Origin of the sequence: Burkholderia dolosa (assembly GCF_902499135.1) — a bacterium.
In the GTDB taxonomy this organism is placed as follows: domain Bacteria; phylum Pseudomonadota; class Gammaproteobacteria; order Burkholderiales; family Burkholderiaceae; genus Burkholderia; species Burkholderia dolosa.
On the sequence record NZ_CABVPR010000004.1, the window covers coordinates 101343 to 117158 of the forward strand.

The window sequence follows — 15816 nt, forward strand, 5'->3', positions numbered from 1 at the left end:
CGAGTCGCGAACGCGAAGCCGCGCCGACAGGAGATGACACGATGAGCGCTGCAACTTTTCATTGGGACGATCCGCTGCTGCTCGATCAGCAATTGACCGAGGACGAGCGGATGGTGCGCGACGCCGCACGCGCGTATGCGCAGGACAAGCTCGCGCCGCGCGTAACCGACGCGTTTCGTCACGAGCGCACCGACATCGAAATCTTCCGCGAGATGGGCGAAGTCGGCCTGCTCGGCCCGACGATTCCCGACGAATACGGCGGCCCCGGCCTCAATTACGTGAGCTACGGCCTGATCGCGCGCGAAGTCGAACGCGTCGATTCCGGCTACCGGTCGATGATGTCCGTGCAATCGTCGCTCGTGATGGTGCCGATCCACGAATTCGGCTCGGACGCGCAAAAGCAGAAATATCTGCCGAAGCTCGCGAGCGGCGAATGGATCGGCTGCTTCGGGCTGACCGAGCCGAATCACGGCTCCGATCCGGGCAGCATGGTCACGCGCGCGAAGAAAGTGCCGGGCGGCTATTCGCTGTCCGGCGCGAAGATGTGGATCACGAACTCGCCGATCGCCGATGTGTTCGTCGTATGGGCGAAGCTGAACGACGACGGCAACGATACGATCCGCGGCTTCATCCTCGAAAAGGGCTGGAAGGGTCTGTCGGCGCCCGCGATCCACGGCAAGGTCGGGCTGCGCGCGTCGATCACCGGCGAGATCGTCCTCGACGACGTGTTCGTCCCCGAAGAGAACCTGATGCCGAACGTGAACGGTCTGCGCGGCCCGTTCACGTGTCTGAATTCCGCACGCTACGGAATCGCCTGGGGCGCGCTCGGCGCGGCCGAGTCGTGCTGGCACACCGCGCGCCAGTACGTGCTGGACCGCAAGCAATTCGGCCGGCCGCTCGCGGCAAACCAGCTGATCCAGAAGAAGCTCGCCGACATGCAGACCGAAATCACGCTCGGCCTGCAAGGCGTGCTGCGCCTCGGGCGGATGAAGGACGAAGGTACGGCCGCCGTCGAGGTCACGTCGATCATGAAGCGCAATTCGTGCGGCAAGGCGCTCGACATCGCGCGGCTCGCGCGCGACATGCTCGGCGGCAACGGCATCTCGGACGAATTCGGCGTCGCGCGCCACCTCGTGAATCTCGAGGTCGTCAATACGTATGAAGGTACGCACGACATCCACGCGCTGATCCTCGGCCGTGCGCAGACCGGCATCCAGGCTTTCTTCTGATCGTTCGAACGCGCGGCGTTTGCACGCCGCGCGCAAAAAAGACACGGGCCGCGCGGCATGCTCGCCGGGCGGCCCGTCGTCATCGGCGCTCGCGATCGCGATGCGCGCGTGTCACTTGTTCGGCTGCGGCGTCAGACGCAGATACGGACGCACCGCATTGAAGCCCTTCGGGAAACGTTTCTTCAGCTCTTCCGGATCCTGCAGCGACGGCACGATCACGACGTCGTCGCCGTCCTTCCAGTTGCCGGGCGTCGCGACCTTGTAATTGTCGGTGAGCTGCAGCGAATCGATCACGCGCAGCACTTCGTCGAAGTTGCGCCCGGTGCTCGCCGGGTACGTGATGATCAGCCGCACCTTCTTGTTCGGATCGATCACGAACAGCGAGCGCACCGTCAGCGTTTCGTTCGCGTTCGGATGGATCATGTCGTACAGCTGCGAGACCTTGCGGTCCGCATCGGCGATGATCGGGAAGCCGACGACCGTCTGCTGCGTTTCGTTGATGTCGTTGATCCAGCCTTTGTGCGAGTCGACGCTGTCGACCGACAGCGCGATTACCTTGACGTTGCGTTTCTCGAACTCGCCCTTCAGCTTCGCGGTCAGCCCGAGCTCGGTCGTGCACACCGGCGTGTAGTCGGCCGGATGGGAAAACAGAACGCCCCAGCTGTCGCCGAGCCACTCGTGAAACTTGATGCGGCCCAGGCTCGATTCCTGCTCGAAATCCGGTGCGATGTCGCCAAGACGCAGACTCATGGTGTTCCCTCCTCGATCGATGCAAGTTGAAACCGCGCGTGGTCGGCGCGGGACAGTCCGTCAGCTTACGGGAAGCCGTGGGACATGCGAACGATTATTACGTTTGATATTCATGCTTTTTTGTCATTTTTACCCGGGGTCGGCCGGCAGGCGATGCGCAAAGGAAACTTTTCGCGGCGTTTGCTGCTCTGTTGATGATTACGAGTCGTTTACCATGCGATCTGGCGCGGCCGCCGTGCGTCTTCCCGGCTCGCCAGCAGGCAGGCGTTTCGCTACGATGTGAACCTGCAGCATGACAGCACGAAGGGAGTTGCAATGTCGGAAATCAACAAGGAGAAACTGATGTCGGATATCAAAACCGTTCTCGCGGACGCCGAGGATCTGCTCAAGCAAGCCGCGAGCACCACGGGCGACCGTGCTGCCGAGCTGCGCGAGAAGGCCATGTCGCGGCTGAAGCAGGCAAGGGAAAAGGCTGCCGACGTCCAGGTCGTGGTGGTCGAAAAAGGCAAGAAGGCCGCGCGTGCAACCGACGATTACGTGCACGAGCATCCGTGGACGTCGATCGGCATCGCAGCCGGTGTCGGCGTGCTGATCGGTCTGCTGATCAACCGGAAGTAACGCAGCCTGCGTCGTTCGTCCCCGCGGAGTCGAATCCCCGCGGGTGGCCGCAGCCGGCCGGCGGTTCGCCGCCGGCCGGCTTGCCCTAGCCGCTCACTGCACGCGCAAGCGCCTTATCCATGACGACAGACACCAATACGCAGCCTTCCGGCCACGGGCCGCTGCGCCGCCTCGTCGGCTCGGCGATCGGACTTCTGCAAACGCGCCTCGAACTCGTAGGCATCGAGCTGGCCGAGGAGAAGGAACGCCTGATGGGCGTGCTGTTCCTCGGGCTGGCCGCGATGATGCTCGCGACGATGGCGCTGATCAGCCTGACCGTATTGATCGCGATCGCTTTCTGGGACACCTATCGCTGGCAATCGCTCGCGGGGATCACCGCGCTGTACGCGATCGGCGGCATCCTGTGCGGGTTGAAGGCACGCGCGGGGCTGCGCGACGCGCCGACCGTGTTCGCCGCGACGCTGACCGAACTCGAGAAAGACCGCGAACTGTTCCGCGGCAAGTCGTGAACGCAACCGCGTTCGTTCCTGCCATCAACTTCGCCGACGTGCCATGAGCCAGAACGCCACGCGCAATTCACATCCGTCCCATTCGCCGCGATCGAACTGGAGTGCATCGCAACAACGCGCGCTGCGCAAGGAATTGCTGATCCTTCGATCGGAGGTCGAGCGGCTCGAGTTTGCGGAAGCCGCGGCCGACATGCGCGACGCCGTCACGCGCTTCAGCTGGCTGAAGGTCTTCATTCCGGGGCTCTCCGGCGGCAGGTTCGGCCAGTCGGCGAAGAACCTGAATGCGAGCCTCGGCCACCTCGTGAACCAGTATCCAATGCTCAGCTCGCTCGCGTCGCTCGTGCTGGCGAAACCGGTCCGCTCATTGCTGCGCGCGAGCACTGGGCCCGCGCTGAAGTGGGGGACGCTCGGCTTCGCCGTGTGGGAGGTCTACCGGATCTGGAAACAGGCGCGCGACGAGCGCAGCGCCGACGCGCGCGGCGGCTGATACGCGCCGACGACGAACGCGTCGCGTGTCATGCCGCGTGGCGTGTCCTTCCCGCCTGGCGATTAGCGCACGCCCCAGCATGCCGGTTCTTCTTCATCCGTACCGTCCCGTCGTGCATTGCCTTTCGTTCCATCCGATCGCAGTGTGAATGTGCCGCACGTGTCGTCGCGCATCGGACCTGCGTCGAGCGGACGCGCTTCCAGTTCGTACGCGATCGACAGACCGTCGTCGGGCTGACGCCGCAAGCGCACCTGGTAGATCGGTTGCCCGTCCGGCGGTGCCTGCGCAAGCGCGTCCGGTAACGCAGCAGGCGGCACACCGTCCAGCGCCTCCAGATAGTGAGCGGCCTTGTATAGCGCCGCAACCGCCGACGCACGATGGGCGCGCGCGACATGCTCGCGATACGACGGGATTCCCCATCCTGCCAGCACGGCAACGATCGCCAGCACGATCATCAATTCGAGCAACGTAAATCCTGGCGTATCGCGCATAAGTACGTGCCTTCTCATCAGTGCGCCGCCGCGATGCGACGCCAGCGTTGCGCGACGATGCGGGCGTCGCGTACCGCGATCTGGCTTTGCAGCCACACGGCACTCGATGCACGAGCGCCGACGCCACGCGCGGTGACGACATAAGCTCGGCTGTCCGCGGGACCGGCCCCGCGCCACGCCTCGATCAGGCAGCGCGGCGGCTGTGCGGCCATCGGCCATTGAGCAAACGGCTCGAACGCTTCGGCCGTTGCCAGCGTCGGTGTGCGTCGCCACGCATCGGGCTCGCCCGCGGTGTCGGCCTCGCTCCGATATGGCGCCGAGCCGGCGAGCAAGCGGGCTGTGCACGCGGCAAGCGCGGCATCGGCGGCATGGAACGCAATCAACTGATCGGACCACGCGCGCGTGCGGCGCGATTCAGTCAATGCGGATTCGAACCACGTGCCGGTCAATGCCGCGACGGCTGCACCGACCGCAATCACGGCCGGCAACGCAAAGCCCGCGTCACGACGCCGATCGCGACCGGACGATCGGTGGCGCGGACGCTCGTCGCGGCGGGTCATTGAAATAACTCGCGTGCGTCCGACGCGTCCGAAGTGTGCGAGTAGACCGACCATCATGCGGCCCGCAGTGCGTCGCGCGATTCGGTTCGACGTACGCCGTACTTTCTCGATCATCGTGGCACCCCACGTGTGCGTGCGGCGCCGCCCGCGATTTGGTCCGACGCGATCGCCGCATTCCTCAGCGCGACGACACGATGCAATACCAGACGCGCGCGGCCGTCCGCCATCGCGACGACACGGCCGTCGCAGTCGATGTGGCGTCCGCGATCGCGCGTCGGCTCGCCCCGTGCTCGCACGCAGACGTGCACGGCAACGACGTCGCGCCAGCCGTCGGCGGGCAGTGCGGCGGCACCGACAAACTGAGCGCCGCGACGATGCAGATAACGCACGCGCAGTTGATCGATTCCCGACACAACGGGTTGCGGCGTGCCGCGGCGGCCGTTTCCTTCGCAGTACAGTTCCGGCTCGCCGGTCGACGGACTGACATGTGCATCGAAGCGGTTTTCGACGAGCGGCCGCTCGCCGGGTGCGCCGACGCCCTGTCCGAGACAGTCCGATACCTGGCCGCTTACGGTCGGCCACGTCGACACTGCGTCGCCGACATATCGGATCAGCAGCGCGTCCGACGCCGCAGCGGCCGGCTCGCAGCGCGCGTGCGCGCCATCGTCGCGTACACGCGCCGCCGTACAGCCGAACACCGGCGGCAGCGGCGACGATCCCGCGACATCGAGCGGCCGAAACCCCGCCATCTGAAGCTGCTGGCCGATCAACATCAATGCGGTGCCTGCTGCATCGCGCATGCGGAATCCGTCTTCCGCTCGCCGCTGCGCGACGCGCTGTGCGTGGTACAGCGCGCCGGCTGCCGTCAGCACGAGGAAACCGATCGCCATTGCGATCAGTACTTCGAGCAGCGTATGAGCGCGCAGCGCACGACGGTCAACGTGCATCGGAGACCTCCCGCAGACCGCGAAAAGGAATGCGCACGCATGACGGCGGCTTCGTCGACCTCCGCGCGCCTTCGCATCGCGGTGGAATCGCGCCGTCGTCGTCACGCCATCGGACAACCACGTATCGCATTCCACCTGCTCCGTCCTCGACAGCGATCACGCCGCCGGGCAACGATGCAGCGGCCACGCCCGCGAGCGCGTCGTCGGCGCCGGCGGCAACGCGCAGACGCTCGATACGCGCATCGGCGAGCCACAACGCACGTTCACGCCAGACGGTCGCGCGCTGCGTGCGCGCCATCGTCAGCTGGCTGCCGGCAACCGCGAGCATGACGGTCGCGAGGAGCGCGACGGCCAGCGTCGCCTCCAGTAACGATGTGCCGCGTATCGACTTGCGCATTGCCGTTACGCCGTGTCGCAACGACCGGCAGCCACGCGTGCGCGACCGCTCGCCGCAATTCTCACGCAGCGCGACATGCGCGCTTCGTCGGTACCGGGCACCTGCCGCCGCGGACGCAGTTCGAAGCGCCGGATTCCGCCGATCGCCTGCCCGGCCGGCGGCGAAAATGCCAGATCGTGCGGCGCGCCGGCGACGGCAATCTCGGCATCGCGCGGATATCGCCGCAGAACGCGCGACTGCCCGTCCACGTGCCCGACGACGATCCATCCGCACGACCATTCGCCCGCATCGCAACGCTCACCGGCACGCACGCATGCGCCATCGTTGCCGGCGCGGCACATCGTGACGCGCGTGCCCAGACGCGTCGCTTCGGTACGCGCAAACGCCAACGCACCGAGCAACGCGTGCGAGCGCGCGTCCACACGCTCGCGCATCCGCCACCGATCGAACACGGGCGCCGCGTACAACGCAAGTCCGGCCGCCAGCGCAATGGCGACCATCAGTTCGACGAGCGTGAACCCGCCGGCGCGTCGCGCCACGTTCTTCAGAGCGAACCAATGCAATGTCATCGCAAACGTCCTCCGCCAACATAACGGGACGACTGTAGCGACGCGAGCCGTCACGCACCATTAGCCGAACGGCCGACTGGCGACATGCGGCCGCGCCCGACACAATCGGCGCGAACTGGATCGACGGAGAAGGCAATGAACGGACGCTGTACGTCAGCGCTTGCGGGGAGGTTTGGACGGCGACGCGCGACGGAACTCTTCGATCACGTCGGCGAATTCGGATACATCCTCGAACTGCCGATACACCGATGCGAAGCGCACATAAGCGATCGTATCGAGGCCGCGCAACTCGTTCATCACGAGTTCGCCGAGCTTGTCGCTTCGCACTTCGCGCTCGCCGGTTGCAAGCAGTTGATATTCGATGCGGGCGACCGCCGCGTCGATCGCGTCCGCTGCAACCGGCCGCTTGCGCAGCGCGAGTTGCATGCTGGCGACTATCTTGCGACGGTCGAATTCGGTGCGGCTGCCGTCCTTCTTCACGACGGACGGCAGGGCCAGCTCGACCCGCTCGTACGTCGTGAAACGCTTGTCGCAAGCCGAGCAGCGACGGCGCCGGCGAATCGCGGCGCCATCTTCGGACACACGCGAGTCAACGACCTGCGTGTCGTCGTGCCGGCAGAACGGGCAGCGCATGGCCGATCAACGATAGACCGGGAAGCGCTTGGTCAGCTCGGCCACTTGCGCGCGCACGCGCTCGAGCGTCGCCGCATCTTCCGGATTCTCGAGCACGTCGGCGATCAGGTTGCCGACCTGCTCCGCTTCGGCAGGGCCGAAGCCGCGCGTCGTCATCGCCGGCGAGCCGAGACGGATACCGCTCGTCACGAACGGCTTTTCCGGGTCGTTCGGAATCGCGTTCTTGTTCACCGTGATGTGCGCGGCGCCCAGTGCGGCTTCCGCTGCCTTGCCGGTGATGTTCTTCGCGCGCAGGTCGACCAGCATCACGTGGCTTTCCGTGCGGCCCGACACGATCCGCAGCCCGCGCTTGACCAGCGTCTCGGCCAGCACGCGCGCGTTCTCGACCACCTTCTGCTGATATGCCTTGAATTCGGGCGACAGCGCTTCCTTGAACGCGACGGCCTTCGCCGCGATCACGTGCATCAGCGGGCCGCCCTGGATGCCCGGGAAGATCGCCGAATTGATCGGCTTCTCGTACTCGGCCTTCATCAGGATCACGCCGCCGCGCGGGCCGCGCAGGCTCTTGTGCGTCGTCGTCGTGACGAAGTCGGCGTGCGGCACCGGGTTCGGATACACGCCAGCCGCGATCAGGCCCGCGTAGTGCGCCATGTCGACCATCAGGTACGCGCCGACCGACTTCGCGATCTTCGCAAGACGCTCGAAGTCGATCTTCAGCGAAAACGCCGAAGCGCCCGCGACGATCAGCTTCGGCTTGTGTTCCTGCGCGAGCTTCTCGGCCGCTTCGTAGTCGATGTCTTCGTTGTCGTTCAGCCCGTAGCTGACCACGTTGAACCACTTGCCCGACATGTTCACCGGCGAGCCGTGCGTGAGGTGGCCGCCGTGCGCGAGGCTCATGCCCATGATCGTGTCGCCGGGCTTGAGCATCGCGAAGAACACGCCCTGGTTCGCCTGCGAACCGGAGTTCGGCTGCACGTTCGCGCTTTCCGCGCCGAACAACTGCTTCACGCGGTCGATCGCCAGTTGCTCGACGACGTCGACGTATTCGCAGCCGCCGTAGTAGCGCTTGCCCGGATAGCCTTCCGCGTACTTGTTCGTGAGTTGCGAGCCCTGGGCAGCCATCACGGCCGGGCTCGTGTAGTTTTCCGATGCGATCAGCTCGATGTGATCTTCCTGGCGGCGGTTTTCCTGCTCGATCGCTGCAAAGACTTCGGGATCGACGTTCGCGATGGTGCTTTGGGCTCTGTCAAACATACGGTTTCCGTTAAGTGTGTACAGGTTGACCGGAGTGGCCGAGTACATTGCGCTGCTGGCGGAACCAGCTCGACGTGGCGGAAGAATCCGTGTGACGCGAGGCAGGACAGCCACCGGCAATGCACGCGACGGCGCACAACGGCTGCCCAGGCGAACGGCAAAAACGGCGCCCTGCGCTTCACGGTGGGATGCTCCACCTTGAACCCGAAGGGTTCTATCGCCAGTCACGCAGGGGTGATGAGCGCGTTAGTTTATTGGATGCGTCATGAATAGGCAACCGCGCGGCCGCCGCGCGGCGATAATCAGGGCCGGATTGTACGCGCCCGCGCCGAGGCGTTCCGCGACCTTGCCGCGGTGCGGCAATCTCAGTAGGCTTGCGGGATACTATCCGCCACTTTGTTACCGACCAGGAGCAGCAATGATCGTGTTCGTCACAGGCGCGTCCGCCGGCTTCGGCGCCGCCATCGCCCGTGTATTCGTGAAGGGCGGCCACCGCGTCGTCGCGACCGCGCGTCGCAAGGATCGTCTCGACGCACTCGCGGCCGAGCTCGGCGACGCGCTGCTGCCGCTCGAACTCGACGTGCGCGACCGCGCGGCCGTGGAGGCCGTGCCTGCCTCGCTGCCTGCCGAGTTTGCGGCGCTCGACGTGCTCGTCAACAACGCCGGGCTCGCGCTCGGCGTCGAGCCGGCGCACAAGGCGAGCCTGGACGAGTGGCAGACCATGATCGATACGAACTGCTCGGGCCTCGTAACCGTCACGCACACGTTGCTGCCCGGGATGATCGCGCGCGGCCGCGGCCATATCTTCAATCTCGGTTCGGTGGCCGGCACCTATCCGTACCCGGGCGGAAACGTCTACGGCGCAACCAAAGCGTTCGTCAGACAATTCAGTCTGAACCTGCGCGCCGACCTGATCGGCACGCCGCTGCGCGTCACCGACATCGAGCCGGGCCTGTGCGGCGGCACCGAATTCTCGAACGTCCGCTACCGCGGCGACGACGCGAAGGCCGCGAACGTGTACCAGAACGTCCAGCCGCTCACGCCCGAGGACATCGCCGACACGATCTACTGGATCGCGACGCGGCCCGCGCACGTCAACATCAACACGATCGAGATGATGCCGGTCGCGCAGGCGCCGGCAGGCCTCGCGGTCCATCGCGGCTGACGCGCCCGGCGCAGCCGCCGGCCCGCGTCGCGCAGGCCGGCGGCATGCGTTCGCGTACTACATTCCGTTACGAATCGGTTACGAACCCGGCTCCGGCCTTCCGGTAGAATGCGCGCCATGACTCAGCCTACCCGCTCCCCGGAAGCGCCCGCCGGCTTTACGTGGCCGGTTCGCGTGTACTACGAGGATACCGATGCAGGCGGCATCGTCTTCTACGCGAACTACCTGAAATTCTTCGAGCGCGCCCGGACCGAGTGGCTTCGCGCGTGCGGGGTCGACCAGCGTCGGCTCGCCGACGACACAGGCACGATCTTCATCGTCCGCAGCACGTCCGTCGACTACCGCGCGCCGGCGCGACTCGACGATACGCTGACGATCACGAGCCGGCCCGTACGCATCGGCCGCGCATCGGTGGAGTTCTTGCAGGAAGCGTGGCGGGGCGACACGCTGCTCGTCGCCGGCCATATCCGCATCGGCTGCGTCGACCGGACCGGCATCCGGCCCGCGGCGATCCCGCCGGCCGTGCTGGACGCGCTGCAACGCGGGCCTGCCGGCGACGCTGCGCGTGCCGTGTTGTCAACGAAGCTCGCGTGAGCACCGTTTAGACGAAGCCCATGAACTTGCCTTCCTGAATCGATACTAAGCAAGGTTCAGCGCCAGGCAGCACCGGCGCACCGCGCCACACGCATGCCGGCGCCCCGAAGGGACGTTACTCAAACCTCTATGAATACTTCTCAAGACCTGTCGATCATTTCCCTCGTTCTCAACGCGAGCGTGCTGGCCCAGGCGGTGATGGGGCTGCTGCTGTTGCTGTCGCTGATGTCGTGGACCTTCATCTTCCGCAAGTGGTTCGCGATCCGCCGCGCGCGCGCCCAGACCGAGCGCTTTGAGCGGGATTTCTGGTCGGGCGGCGATCTGCAGGCGCTTTACCAGAGCGCGGCCAACAACCGCCACACGATCGGCGCACTCGAGCGGATTTTCGAATCGGGGATGCGCGAGTTCCTGAAGGCGAAGGAAAAGCGTCTCAGCGATCCGGGCCTCGTGCTCGACGGCGCACGGCGCGCGATGCGCGCGTCGTTCCAGCGCGAGATGGACGTACTCGAATCGAACCTCGCGTTCCTCGCATCGGTCGGCTCGGTGAGCCCGTATATCGGTCTGTTCGGCACGGTGTGGGGGATCATGAACTCGTTCCGCGGGCTCGCGAACGTGCAGCAGGCCACGCTCGCCAACGTCGCCCCGGGCATTGCCGAGGCGCTCGTCGCCACCGCGATCGGCCTGTTCGCCGCGATTCCGGCCGTGGTCGCGTACAACCGCTACGCGCACGACATCGATCGCCTCGCGATCCGCTTCGAGACCTTCATCGAGGAATTCTCGAACATCCTGCAGCGTCAGGCCCAGTAAGGAGCGCGCCATGGCAGGAACCCCCATCCGATCCAGCATGCGCGGCGGCCGCTCGCGGCGCGCGATGGCCGACATCAACGTCGTGCCGTACATCGACGTGATGCTGGTGCTGCTCGTGATCTTCATGGTGACGGCGCCGCTCGTCGCGCCGTCGATCATCAACCTGCCGACCGTCGGCAACGCCGCACCGCAGGAGCAGACGCCGCCTGTCGTCGTCAACATCAAGGCCGACCGCACGATGAGCGTCAAGTACAAGGGCGACTCGGGCGCGACGCAGGAAGACACGATGACGAAGGCCGAGCTCGACAGCTTCATCTCGGCCCGGCAGGCCGACCATCCCGACCAGCCGGTCGTGATCGCGGCCGACAAGACCGTGCAGTACGATGCAGTCATGACCGTGATGTCCGACCTGAAAGCGCGCGGCGTCAAGCGCGTCGGCCTCCTCGTCAAATCGCAATGAACCGGCAATCCCCGCGCAGCACCGCCTATCCGCCCCGGCCGCCTCGCGAACGCGGCACGTGGCGCGCATTTGCGCTCGCCGCGCTGATGCACGTGCTGCTCGCGCTGTTCCTCTATCACGGCGTGCAGTGGCAGAACAGTACGCCGGCCGGTGCCGAGGCGGAGCTTTGGACCGAAGTGCCCGACGTCGCGGCGCCGCGCCCGGTCGTCACGCCGCCCGCGCGCGTCGCGCCGCCTGCCCCGCCGGTTCGCGACGAGCAGGCGGACATCGCGCTGCAGCAGAAAAAGCGCCAGCAGGAAGCGGCCGCGCGCGAAGCGCTGCTCGAACAGCAGCGGCGCGCGCAGCAACTGAAGGCGCAGCAGGAAGAGGAAGCCCGGCGTGCGCAGCTCGCGGCCCAGCAGGCGGCCGCCCTCGCCGCTCAGAAGGCCGCCGAGCGCGAAAAGCAGAAGCAGGCCGACAAGCTCAAGCAACAGCAGCTCGCCGAGCAGCAGAAGCGCGAAGAACAGAAGCTCCAGCAGCAGAAGCAGGCGCAGCTCGAGGCTCAGCAGGCGGCCAAGGCGAAGGCCGACGCAGCCGCGAAGGCGAAAGCCGAGGTCCAGGCGAAGGCCAAGGCCGAAGCGGCCGCACGCGCAAAAGCGGACGCGGCGGCAAAGGCCAAGCTCGACCGGGAACGTAACGCGCGCCTCGCGCAGATGCTCGGTCAGGCCGGAGCCGGCGAAGGTGGCGGCGAAGGCCTGGCAAAGAGCGGCACCGGCACGGGCGCCGGCGGCAATGCCGCGTCACCCGGCTATCCGGACAAGGTGCGCCGCCGCGTGAAGCCGAATATCGTCTGGGGTGGCGAGCGCGCCGGGCTGACGACCGTCGTCGCGATCCGCTGCACGCCGACGGGCGACGTGCTCAGCGTATCGATCCGCCGTTCGAGCGGAAATTCGGGGTGGGATCAAGCCGTGGTCAACGCGATCCAGGCATCGGTCCCGTTGCCGCCCGATTCTAACGGTCGCACTCCGTCGGACATTACGATTACCTTCAAGGCAGCGGAGTGAGCGAAATGCGCTTACACTCCGCGCGTCACTGTCGGACGGGAACGAATCGGGTATTTTTACAGTCTCTGCGGTTGCGCAGCGATTCAAGTCATACGGGAAGCAACAAGCATGAGTTTGATGACGAAGCTAGGTTTCAGGGCACTCGTGGCCTCGTGTCTGATCGCCGCAAGCGGCGGCGCCGCTAACGCGCAGGTCAACGTGCTGATCACCGGCGTCGGTTCGACCCAGTTCCCCATCGCCACCGCGAATTTCGCGAACGAAGCCGGCCTGCCGCAGCAGATCACGTCGATCGTGCGCGCCGACCTCGCGCGCAGCGGCAAGTTCACCAACATCGACGCAGGCAGCACGCCGGTGCCCGAGACCGCGTCGGTCGATCTCGGCGCGTGGAAGGCGAAAGGCGCGAACGCGTTCGTCGCCGGCAGCGTGAATCGCGAGGCGAACGGCCAGTACAAGGTCAACTTCATCCTGTACGACACCGTGAAGCAGCAAAGCCTCGGCGGGCTGTCGCTGACGGCGAACGACAACACGCTGCGCACGGCCGGCCACAAGATCGCGGACTACATCTACCAGAAGCTGCTCGGCGTACGTGGCGTGTTCGCGACGCGCCTGTCGTACGTGATCAAGACCGGCAACCGCTATCAGCTGCAGATCTCCGATTCCGACGGCCAGAACGCGCGCATCGCGCTGTCGAGCACCGAGCCGATCATCTCGCCGGCGTGGTCGCCGAGCGGAACGAAGGTCGCGTACGTGTCGTTCGAGCGCAAGAAGCCGATCGTCTACATCCACGATCTGCCGACGGGCCGCCGCTACATGGTCTCGGACCAGAAGGGCAACAACAGTGCGCCGGCGTGGTCGCCGGACGGCAACACGCTCGCGGTCGCGCTGTCGCTGACGGGCAACACGCAAATCTATTCGGTCAATGCGAACGGCGGCGGGCTGCGCCGGCTCACGCAGAGCAACTCGATCGACACCGAGCCGTTCTACTCGCCGGACGGCCGCTGGATCTACTTCACGAGCGACCGCGGCGGCGCGCCGCAAATCTATCGGATGCCCGCGCAAGGCGAAAGCGCGGGCGCGGCGCAGCGCGTGACCTTCACCGGCAGCTACAACACCAGTCCGCGCGTGAGCCCGGACGGCAAGCTGCTCGCTTACATCTCCCGCACGGGCGGGGGCTTCAAGCTGTACGTTCAGGATCTGCAAACCGGCGCGGCGAACGCGATCACCAATACGAATCACGACGAATCGCCGAGCTTCGCGGCAAACGGCCAATACATTCTGTACGCTACGCAGTCGGGTGGCCGCAACGTGCTGGCCGCCGTGCCTTCCGACGGCAGTGCGCCGCCGCAGATTCTGTCCGTCCAGGGCGGCTCCGTTCGCGAGCCGTCGTGGGGGCCCTTCATGCAATGACCACAAGGAGAGTAAACATGATGTCGAATAAGGTTCGTCTGGCCCTGGCCGTGATGATGATCGGTGCGCTCGCAGCATGTAAGTCGGGCGTCAAGCTCGACGACAAGGCGAACGCCGGCGCGGTGAGCACGCAACCGAGCGCCGACAACGTCGCTCAAGTGAACGTCGATCCGCTGAACGACCCGAACAGCCCGCTCGCGAAGCGCAGCATCTACTTCGACTTCGACAGCTATTCGGTGAAGGACGAGTACCAGCCGCTGCTGCAGCAACACGCGCAGTATCTGAAGAGCCACCCGCAGCGTCACGTGCTGATCCAGGGCAACACCGACGAACGCGGTACGAGCGAGTACAACCTGGCGCTGGGCCAGAAGCGTGCCGAAGCCGTCCGTCGCGCGCTGGCGCTGCTCGGCGTCGCCGACTCGCAGATGGAAGCCGTCAGCCTCGGCAAGGAAAAGCCGCTGGCGACGGGTCACGACGAAGCGTCGTGGGCGCAGAACCGCCGCGCCGACCTCGTCTACCAACAGTAAGCCACGGAAGAATCGCCGTATGACGCATCGTGTATCCGTGCTGCGCGTGGCCGCAGCGTTGTGTGTCGTCGGCGCGGCGTGGTCGGCCACGCCGGCGCACGCCGGCATGTTCGACGACAACGAGGCACGCCGCGCCGTGCTCGACCTGCGCAGCAAGACCGACAACCTGGCGAGCCAGTTGTCCGCCGCCCAGCGTACGATCCTCGATCAATCCGCGCGTCTCGACCAGCTGAACCAGCAGGTCGCGACGCTGCGCGGCGAGAACGAGGACCTGACGAACCGGCTGACGACGCTCGAGCGGCAGCAGAAGGAGTACTACCAGGATCTCGACACGCGGCTCAAGAAGTTCGAGCCGCAGCAGGCGACGATCGACGGGGTCGAGGGCACGGTGCAGCCGGGTGAAACCGATGCGCTCAGTGCGGCGCAGCAGCAGTTCCGTAACGGCAACTTCAAGGCGGCTGCGGCGTCGTTCCGCAGCTTCATCGCGAAGTATCCGCAGAGCCCTTATCAGCCGACCGCGCAGTACTGGCTCGGCAACGCGCAGTACGCGCTGCGCGACTACCGCGGCTCGACCGCGACGTGGCAAGCGATCGTCAGCAAGTATCCGCAGCATCCGCGGGCAGCGGACGCACTCGTCGCGATCGGCACGAACCAGCTCGAGCAAGGCCAGAAGGCGGCCGCGAAAAAGACGTTCGAGCAGGTCGTGTCGCAGTACGCGGGGTCCAACGCGGCGCAGACCGCGCAGGGCAAGCTCGAGACGATCAAATAATTGTGGCGGCGGATTATTGACGGTCATTCGATCCGCCGCTATAATCTTTTGCTCTTTGGGTCGTTAGCTCAGTTGGTAGAGCAGCGGACTTTTAATCCGTTGGTCGCAGGTTCGAATCCTGCACGGCCTACCAAAGAATTCAAGGACTTACATCGTTTCGACGTGTAAGTCCTTTTTTATTTCCGGCGCGGCGCGGGGTTTTGGGCAACGACATCCGCCGTTCTGAAAGATCGGGCGAAGATCGCTCCGGCTTCCTCCCTGTCGCGACACCGAAGCCCGCCGCCATCTCGCCGCCCTTCCCCGCGAACGGCAGCGGCCGAAGCCGCCCGCCCCCGCCGTCCGTCGCTCCGCGATCGATGGCGCGGAATCCGCGTCGACAAAGCGCGGCTTTGCGCGCTGCATGTCGCGCGTATTCTTCTGCACCGTCACCGCGCCGAACAGCGCGAGCACGAACGACATCGCGTAAAAGCCTTCCTCGCTCAGCTGCAACATCGCGTTGAAAAGTCCGACGATCAGCAATGCGACCGCCAGCAGCAGCGCGATCCAGCCGAGACCGTAGTAAATGCCCGTGCCGGGAATGCCTTCCGCGCGGTCACCATC

General features: G+C 65.7%; 20 protein-coding genes, 1 tRNA gene, 1 pseudogene and 1 riboswitch. Of the genes and pseudogenes, 13 read left to right on the forward strand and 9 right to left on the reverse strand.

Annotated features, from left to right (window positions below):
- Positions 1–41: 41 nt before the first annotated feature.
- Positions 42–1229 (forward strand): acyl-CoA dehydrogenase, encoded by a 1188-nt coding sequence (locus BUB20358_RS03420; protein WP_006765062.1) that lies wholly within the window; start codon positions 42–44, stop codon positions 1227–1229.
- Between the two features lie 111 nt (positions 1230–1340).
- On the opposite strand, the gene BUB20358_RS03425 is transcribed toward BUB20358_RS03420, so the two are convergent.
- A complete protein-coding gene (locus tag BUB20358_RS03425) occupies positions 1341–1979 on the reverse strand; it encodes a peroxiredoxin (RefSeq protein WP_006765063.1) in 639 nt (212 codons plus the stop codon).
- A gap of 315 nt (positions 1980–2294) precedes the next feature.
- Between BUB20358_RS03425 and BUB20358_RS03430 the strand changes: the two genes are divergently transcribed.
- The 3 genes from BUB20358_RS03430 (at position 2295) to BUB20358_RS03440 (ending at position 3593) form a co-directional block, all read left to right on the forward strand.
- Positions 2295–2597 (forward strand): ElaB/YgaM/YqjD family protein, encoded by a 303-nt coding sequence (locus BUB20358_RS03430; RefSeq protein ID WP_035973416.1) that lies wholly within the window; start codon positions 2295–2297, stop codon positions 2595–2597.
- A gap of 119 nt (positions 2598–2716) precedes the next feature.
- Positions 2717–3106 carry a phage holin family protein gene (locus BUB20358_RS03435; RefSeq protein WP_006765065.1) on the forward strand — a complete coding sequence of 130 codons (390 nt, stop codon included), beginning with the start codon at positions 2717–2719 and terminating at the stop codon, positions 3104–3106.
- A 43-nt stretch (positions 3107–3149) separates the two neighbouring features.
- Positions 3150–3593, forward strand: a complete 444-nt coding sequence (locus BUB20358_RS03440) for a DUF3318 domain-containing protein (RefSeq protein WP_006765066.1) — start codon at positions 3150–3152, stop codon at positions 3591–3593.
- A gap of 62 nt (positions 3594–3655) precedes the next feature.
- On the opposite strand, the gene BUB20358_RS03445 is transcribed toward BUB20358_RS03440, so the two are convergent.
- The 7 genes from BUB20358_RS03445 to glyA form a co-directional block, all read right to left on the reverse strand.
- Complete coding sequence (locus BUB20358_RS03445) at positions 3656–4102, reverse strand: type IV pilin protein (RefSeq protein WP_006765067.1); 447 nt, start codon at positions 4100–4102, stop codon at positions 3656–3658.
- The gene (locus BUB20358_RS03450; protein ID WP_035973417.1) at positions 4102–4560 is read right to left on the reverse strand and encodes a pilus assembly protein; all 459 of its coding nucleotides are present in this window, start codon (positions 4558–4560) and stop codon (positions 4102–4104) included. The genes BUB20358_RS03445 and BUB20358_RS03450 overlap by 1 nt, the downstream gene beginning before the upstream one ends.
- Positions 4561–4754: 194 nt before the next feature.
- Positions 4755–5591, reverse strand: a complete 837-nt coding sequence (locus BUB20358_RS03455) for a PilW family protein (protein WP_035972977.1) — start codon at positions 5589–5591, stop codon at positions 4755–4757.
- A complete protein-coding gene (locus tag BUB20358_RS03460) occupies positions 5581–5988 on the reverse strand; it encodes a type IV pilus modification PilV family protein (RefSeq protein ID WP_035972978.1) in 408 nt (135 codons plus the stop codon). Before BUB20358_RS03460 ends, BUB20358_RS03455 begins: the two co-directional genes overlap by 11 nt.
- A gap of 5 nt (positions 5989–5993) precedes the next feature.
- Entirely contained in the window at positions 5994–6557 is a 564-nt protein-coding gene (locus BUB20358_RS03465; RefSeq protein ID WP_035972980.1) for a GspH/FimT family pseudopilin, read from the reverse strand.
- A gap of 153 nt (positions 6558–6710) precedes the next feature.
- Complete coding sequence (gene nrdR, locus BUB20358_RS03470; RefSeq protein WP_006765071.1) at positions 6711–7190, reverse strand: transcriptional regulator NrdR; 480 nt, start codon at positions 7188–7190, stop codon at positions 6711–6713.
- A gap of 6 nt (positions 7191–7196) precedes the next feature.
- Positions 7197–8444: a serine hydroxymethyltransferase gene (glyA, locus tag BUB20358_RS03475; RefSeq protein WP_035972982.1), complete on the reverse strand. Its 1248-nt coding sequence runs from the start codon at positions 8442–8444 to the stop codon at positions 7197–7199.
- 137 nt (positions 8445–8581) lie between these two features.
- Positions 8582–8682: riboswitch (ZMP/ZTP riboswitch) on the reverse strand.
- A 180-nt stretch (positions 8683–8862) separates the two neighbouring features.
- Between glyA and BUB20358_RS03480 the strand changes: the two genes are divergently transcribed.
- The 9 genes from BUB20358_RS03480 to BUB20358_RS03520 all read left to right on the forward strand — a co-directional run bounded on the left by BUB20358_RS03480 (position 8863) and on the right by BUB20358_RS03520 (position 15349).
- On the forward strand, positions 8863–9609 hold the full coding sequence (locus BUB20358_RS03480; RefSeq protein WP_006765073.1) for an SDR family NAD(P)-dependent oxidoreductase: 747 nt from the start codon (positions 8863–8865) through the stop codon (positions 9607–9609).
- 108 nt (positions 9610–9717) lie between these two features.
- Complete coding sequence (gene ybgC, locus BUB20358_RS03485) at positions 9718–10203, forward strand: tol-pal system-associated acyl-CoA thioesterase (protein WP_006765074.1); 486 nt, start codon at positions 9718–9720, stop codon at positions 10201–10203.
- A 129-nt stretch (positions 10204–10332) separates the two neighbouring features.
- On the forward strand, positions 10333–11010 hold the full coding sequence (tolQ, locus tag BUB20358_RS03490) for a protein TolQ (protein ID WP_006401569.1): 678 nt from the start codon (positions 10333–10335) through the stop codon (positions 11008–11010).
- Between the two features lie 10 nt (positions 11011–11020).
- Positions 11021–11470: a protein TolR gene (tolR, locus tag BUB20358_RS03495; RefSeq protein WP_006401570.1), complete on the forward strand. Its 450-nt coding sequence runs from the start codon at positions 11021–11023 to the stop codon at positions 11468–11470.
- On the forward strand, positions 11467–12513 hold the full coding sequence (gene tolA / locus BUB20358_RS03500) for a cell envelope integrity protein TolA (RefSeq protein WP_035972983.1): 1047 nt from the start codon (positions 11467–11469) through the stop codon (positions 12511–12513). Before tolR ends, tolA begins: the two co-directional genes overlap by 4 nt.
- A 108-nt stretch (positions 12514–12621) precedes the next feature.
- Positions 12622–13920 carry a Tol-Pal system beta propeller repeat protein TolB gene (tolB, locus tag BUB20358_RS03505; RefSeq protein ID WP_006765077.1) on the forward strand — a complete coding sequence of 433 codons (1299 nt, stop codon included), beginning with the start codon at positions 12622–12624 and terminating at the stop codon, positions 13918–13920.
- 17 nt (positions 13921–13937) lie between these two features.
- Positions 13938–14447 carry a peptidoglycan-associated lipoprotein Pal gene (pal, locus tag BUB20358_RS03510; RefSeq protein ID WP_035972985.1) on the forward strand — a complete coding sequence of 170 codons (510 nt, stop codon included), beginning with the start codon at positions 13938–13940 and terminating at the stop codon, positions 14445–14447.
- 19 nt (positions 14448–14466) lie between these two features.
- Positions 14467–15216 carry a tol-pal system protein YbgF gene (gene ybgF, locus BUB20358_RS03515; RefSeq protein WP_035972987.1) on the forward strand — a complete coding sequence of 250 codons (750 nt, stop codon included), beginning with the start codon at positions 14467–14469 and terminating at the stop codon, positions 15214–15216.
- A gap of 57 nt (positions 15217–15273) precedes the next feature.
- A tRNA-Lys gene (locus BUB20358_RS03520) sits at positions 15274–15349 on the forward strand.
- A gap of 212 nt (positions 15350–15561) precedes the next feature.
- Here the strand turns inward: BUB20358_RS03520 and BUB20358_RS28745 are convergent.
- Positions 15562–15810: pseudogene (locus tag BUB20358_RS28745) on the reverse strand (YiaA/YiaB family inner membrane protein); the annotation flags it as partial.
- Between the last annotated feature and the right edge of the window lie 6 nt (positions 15811–15816).

Bases quoted from the DNA above. Each gene is read 5' to 3' on its own strand.
- BUB20358_RS03420 (WP_006765062.1), top strand. From the start codon at position 42: ATGAGCGCTGCAACTTTTCATTGGGACGATCCGCTGCTGCTCGATCAG.
- BUB20358_RS03425 (WP_006765063.1), bottom strand. From the start codon at position 1,979: ATGAGTCTGCGTCTTGGCGACATCGCACCGGATTTCGAGCAGGAATCG.
- BUB20358_RS03430 (WP_035973416.1), top strand. From the start codon at position 2,295: ATGTCGGAAATCAACAAGGAGAAACTGATGTCGGATATCAAAACCGTT.
- BUB20358_RS03435 (WP_006765065.1), top strand. From the start codon at position 2,717: ATGACGACAGACACCAATACGCAGCCTTCCGGCCACGGGCCGCTGCGC.
- BUB20358_RS03440 (WP_006765066.1), top strand. From the start codon at position 3,150: ATGAGCCAGAACGCCACGCGCAATTCACATCCGTCCCATTCGCCGCGA.
- BUB20358_RS03445 (WP_006765067.1), bottom strand. From the start codon at position 4,102: ATGAGAAGGCACGTACTTATGCGCGATACGCCAGGATTTACGTTGCTC.
- BUB20358_RS03455 (WP_035972977.1), bottom strand. From the start codon at position 5,591: ATGCACGTTGACCGTCGTGCGCTGCGCGCTCATACGCTGCTCGAAGTA.
- BUB20358_RS03460 (WP_035972978.1), bottom strand. From the start codon at position 5,988: ATGCGCAAGTCGATACGCGGCACATCGTTACTGGAGGCGACGCTGGCC.
- BUB20358_RS03465 (WP_035972980.1), bottom strand. From the start codon at position 6,557: ATGACATTGCATTGGTTCGCTCTGAAGAACGTGGCGCGACGCGCCGGC.
- nrdR (WP_006765071.1), bottom strand. From the start codon at position 7,190: ATGCGCTGCCCGTTCTGCCGGCACGACGACACGCAGGTCGTTGACTCG.
- glyA (WP_035972982.1), bottom strand. From the start codon at position 8,444: ATGTTTGACAGAGCCCAAAGCACCATCGCGAACGTCGATCCCGAAGTC.
- BUB20358_RS03480 (WP_006765073.1), top strand. From the start codon at position 8,863: ATGATCGTGTTCGTCACAGGCGCGTCCGCCGGCTTCGGCGCCGCCATC.
- ybgC (WP_006765074.1), top strand. From the start codon at position 9,718: ATGCGCGCCATGACTCAGCCTACCCGCTCCCCGGAAGCGCCCGCCGGC.
- tolQ (WP_006401569.1), top strand. From the start codon at position 10,333: ATGAATACTTCTCAAGACCTGTCGATCATTTCCCTCGTTCTCAACGCG.
- tolR (WP_006401570.1), top strand. From the start codon at position 11,021: ATGGCAGGAACCCCCATCCGATCCAGCATGCGCGGCGGCCGCTCGCGG.
- tolA (WP_035972983.1), top strand. From the start codon at position 11,467: ATGAACCGGCAATCCCCGCGCAGCACCGCCTATCCGCCCCGGCCGCCT.
- tolB (WP_006765077.1), top strand. From the start codon at position 12,622: ATGAGTTTGATGACGAAGCTAGGTTTCAGGGCACTCGTGGCCTCGTGT.
- pal (WP_035972985.1), top strand. From the start codon at position 13,938: ATGATGTCGAATAAGGTTCGTCTGGCCCTGGCCGTGATGATGATCGGT.
- ybgF (WP_035972987.1), top strand. From the start codon at position 14,467: ATGACGCATCGTGTATCCGTGCTGCGCGTGGCCGCAGCGTTGTGTGTC.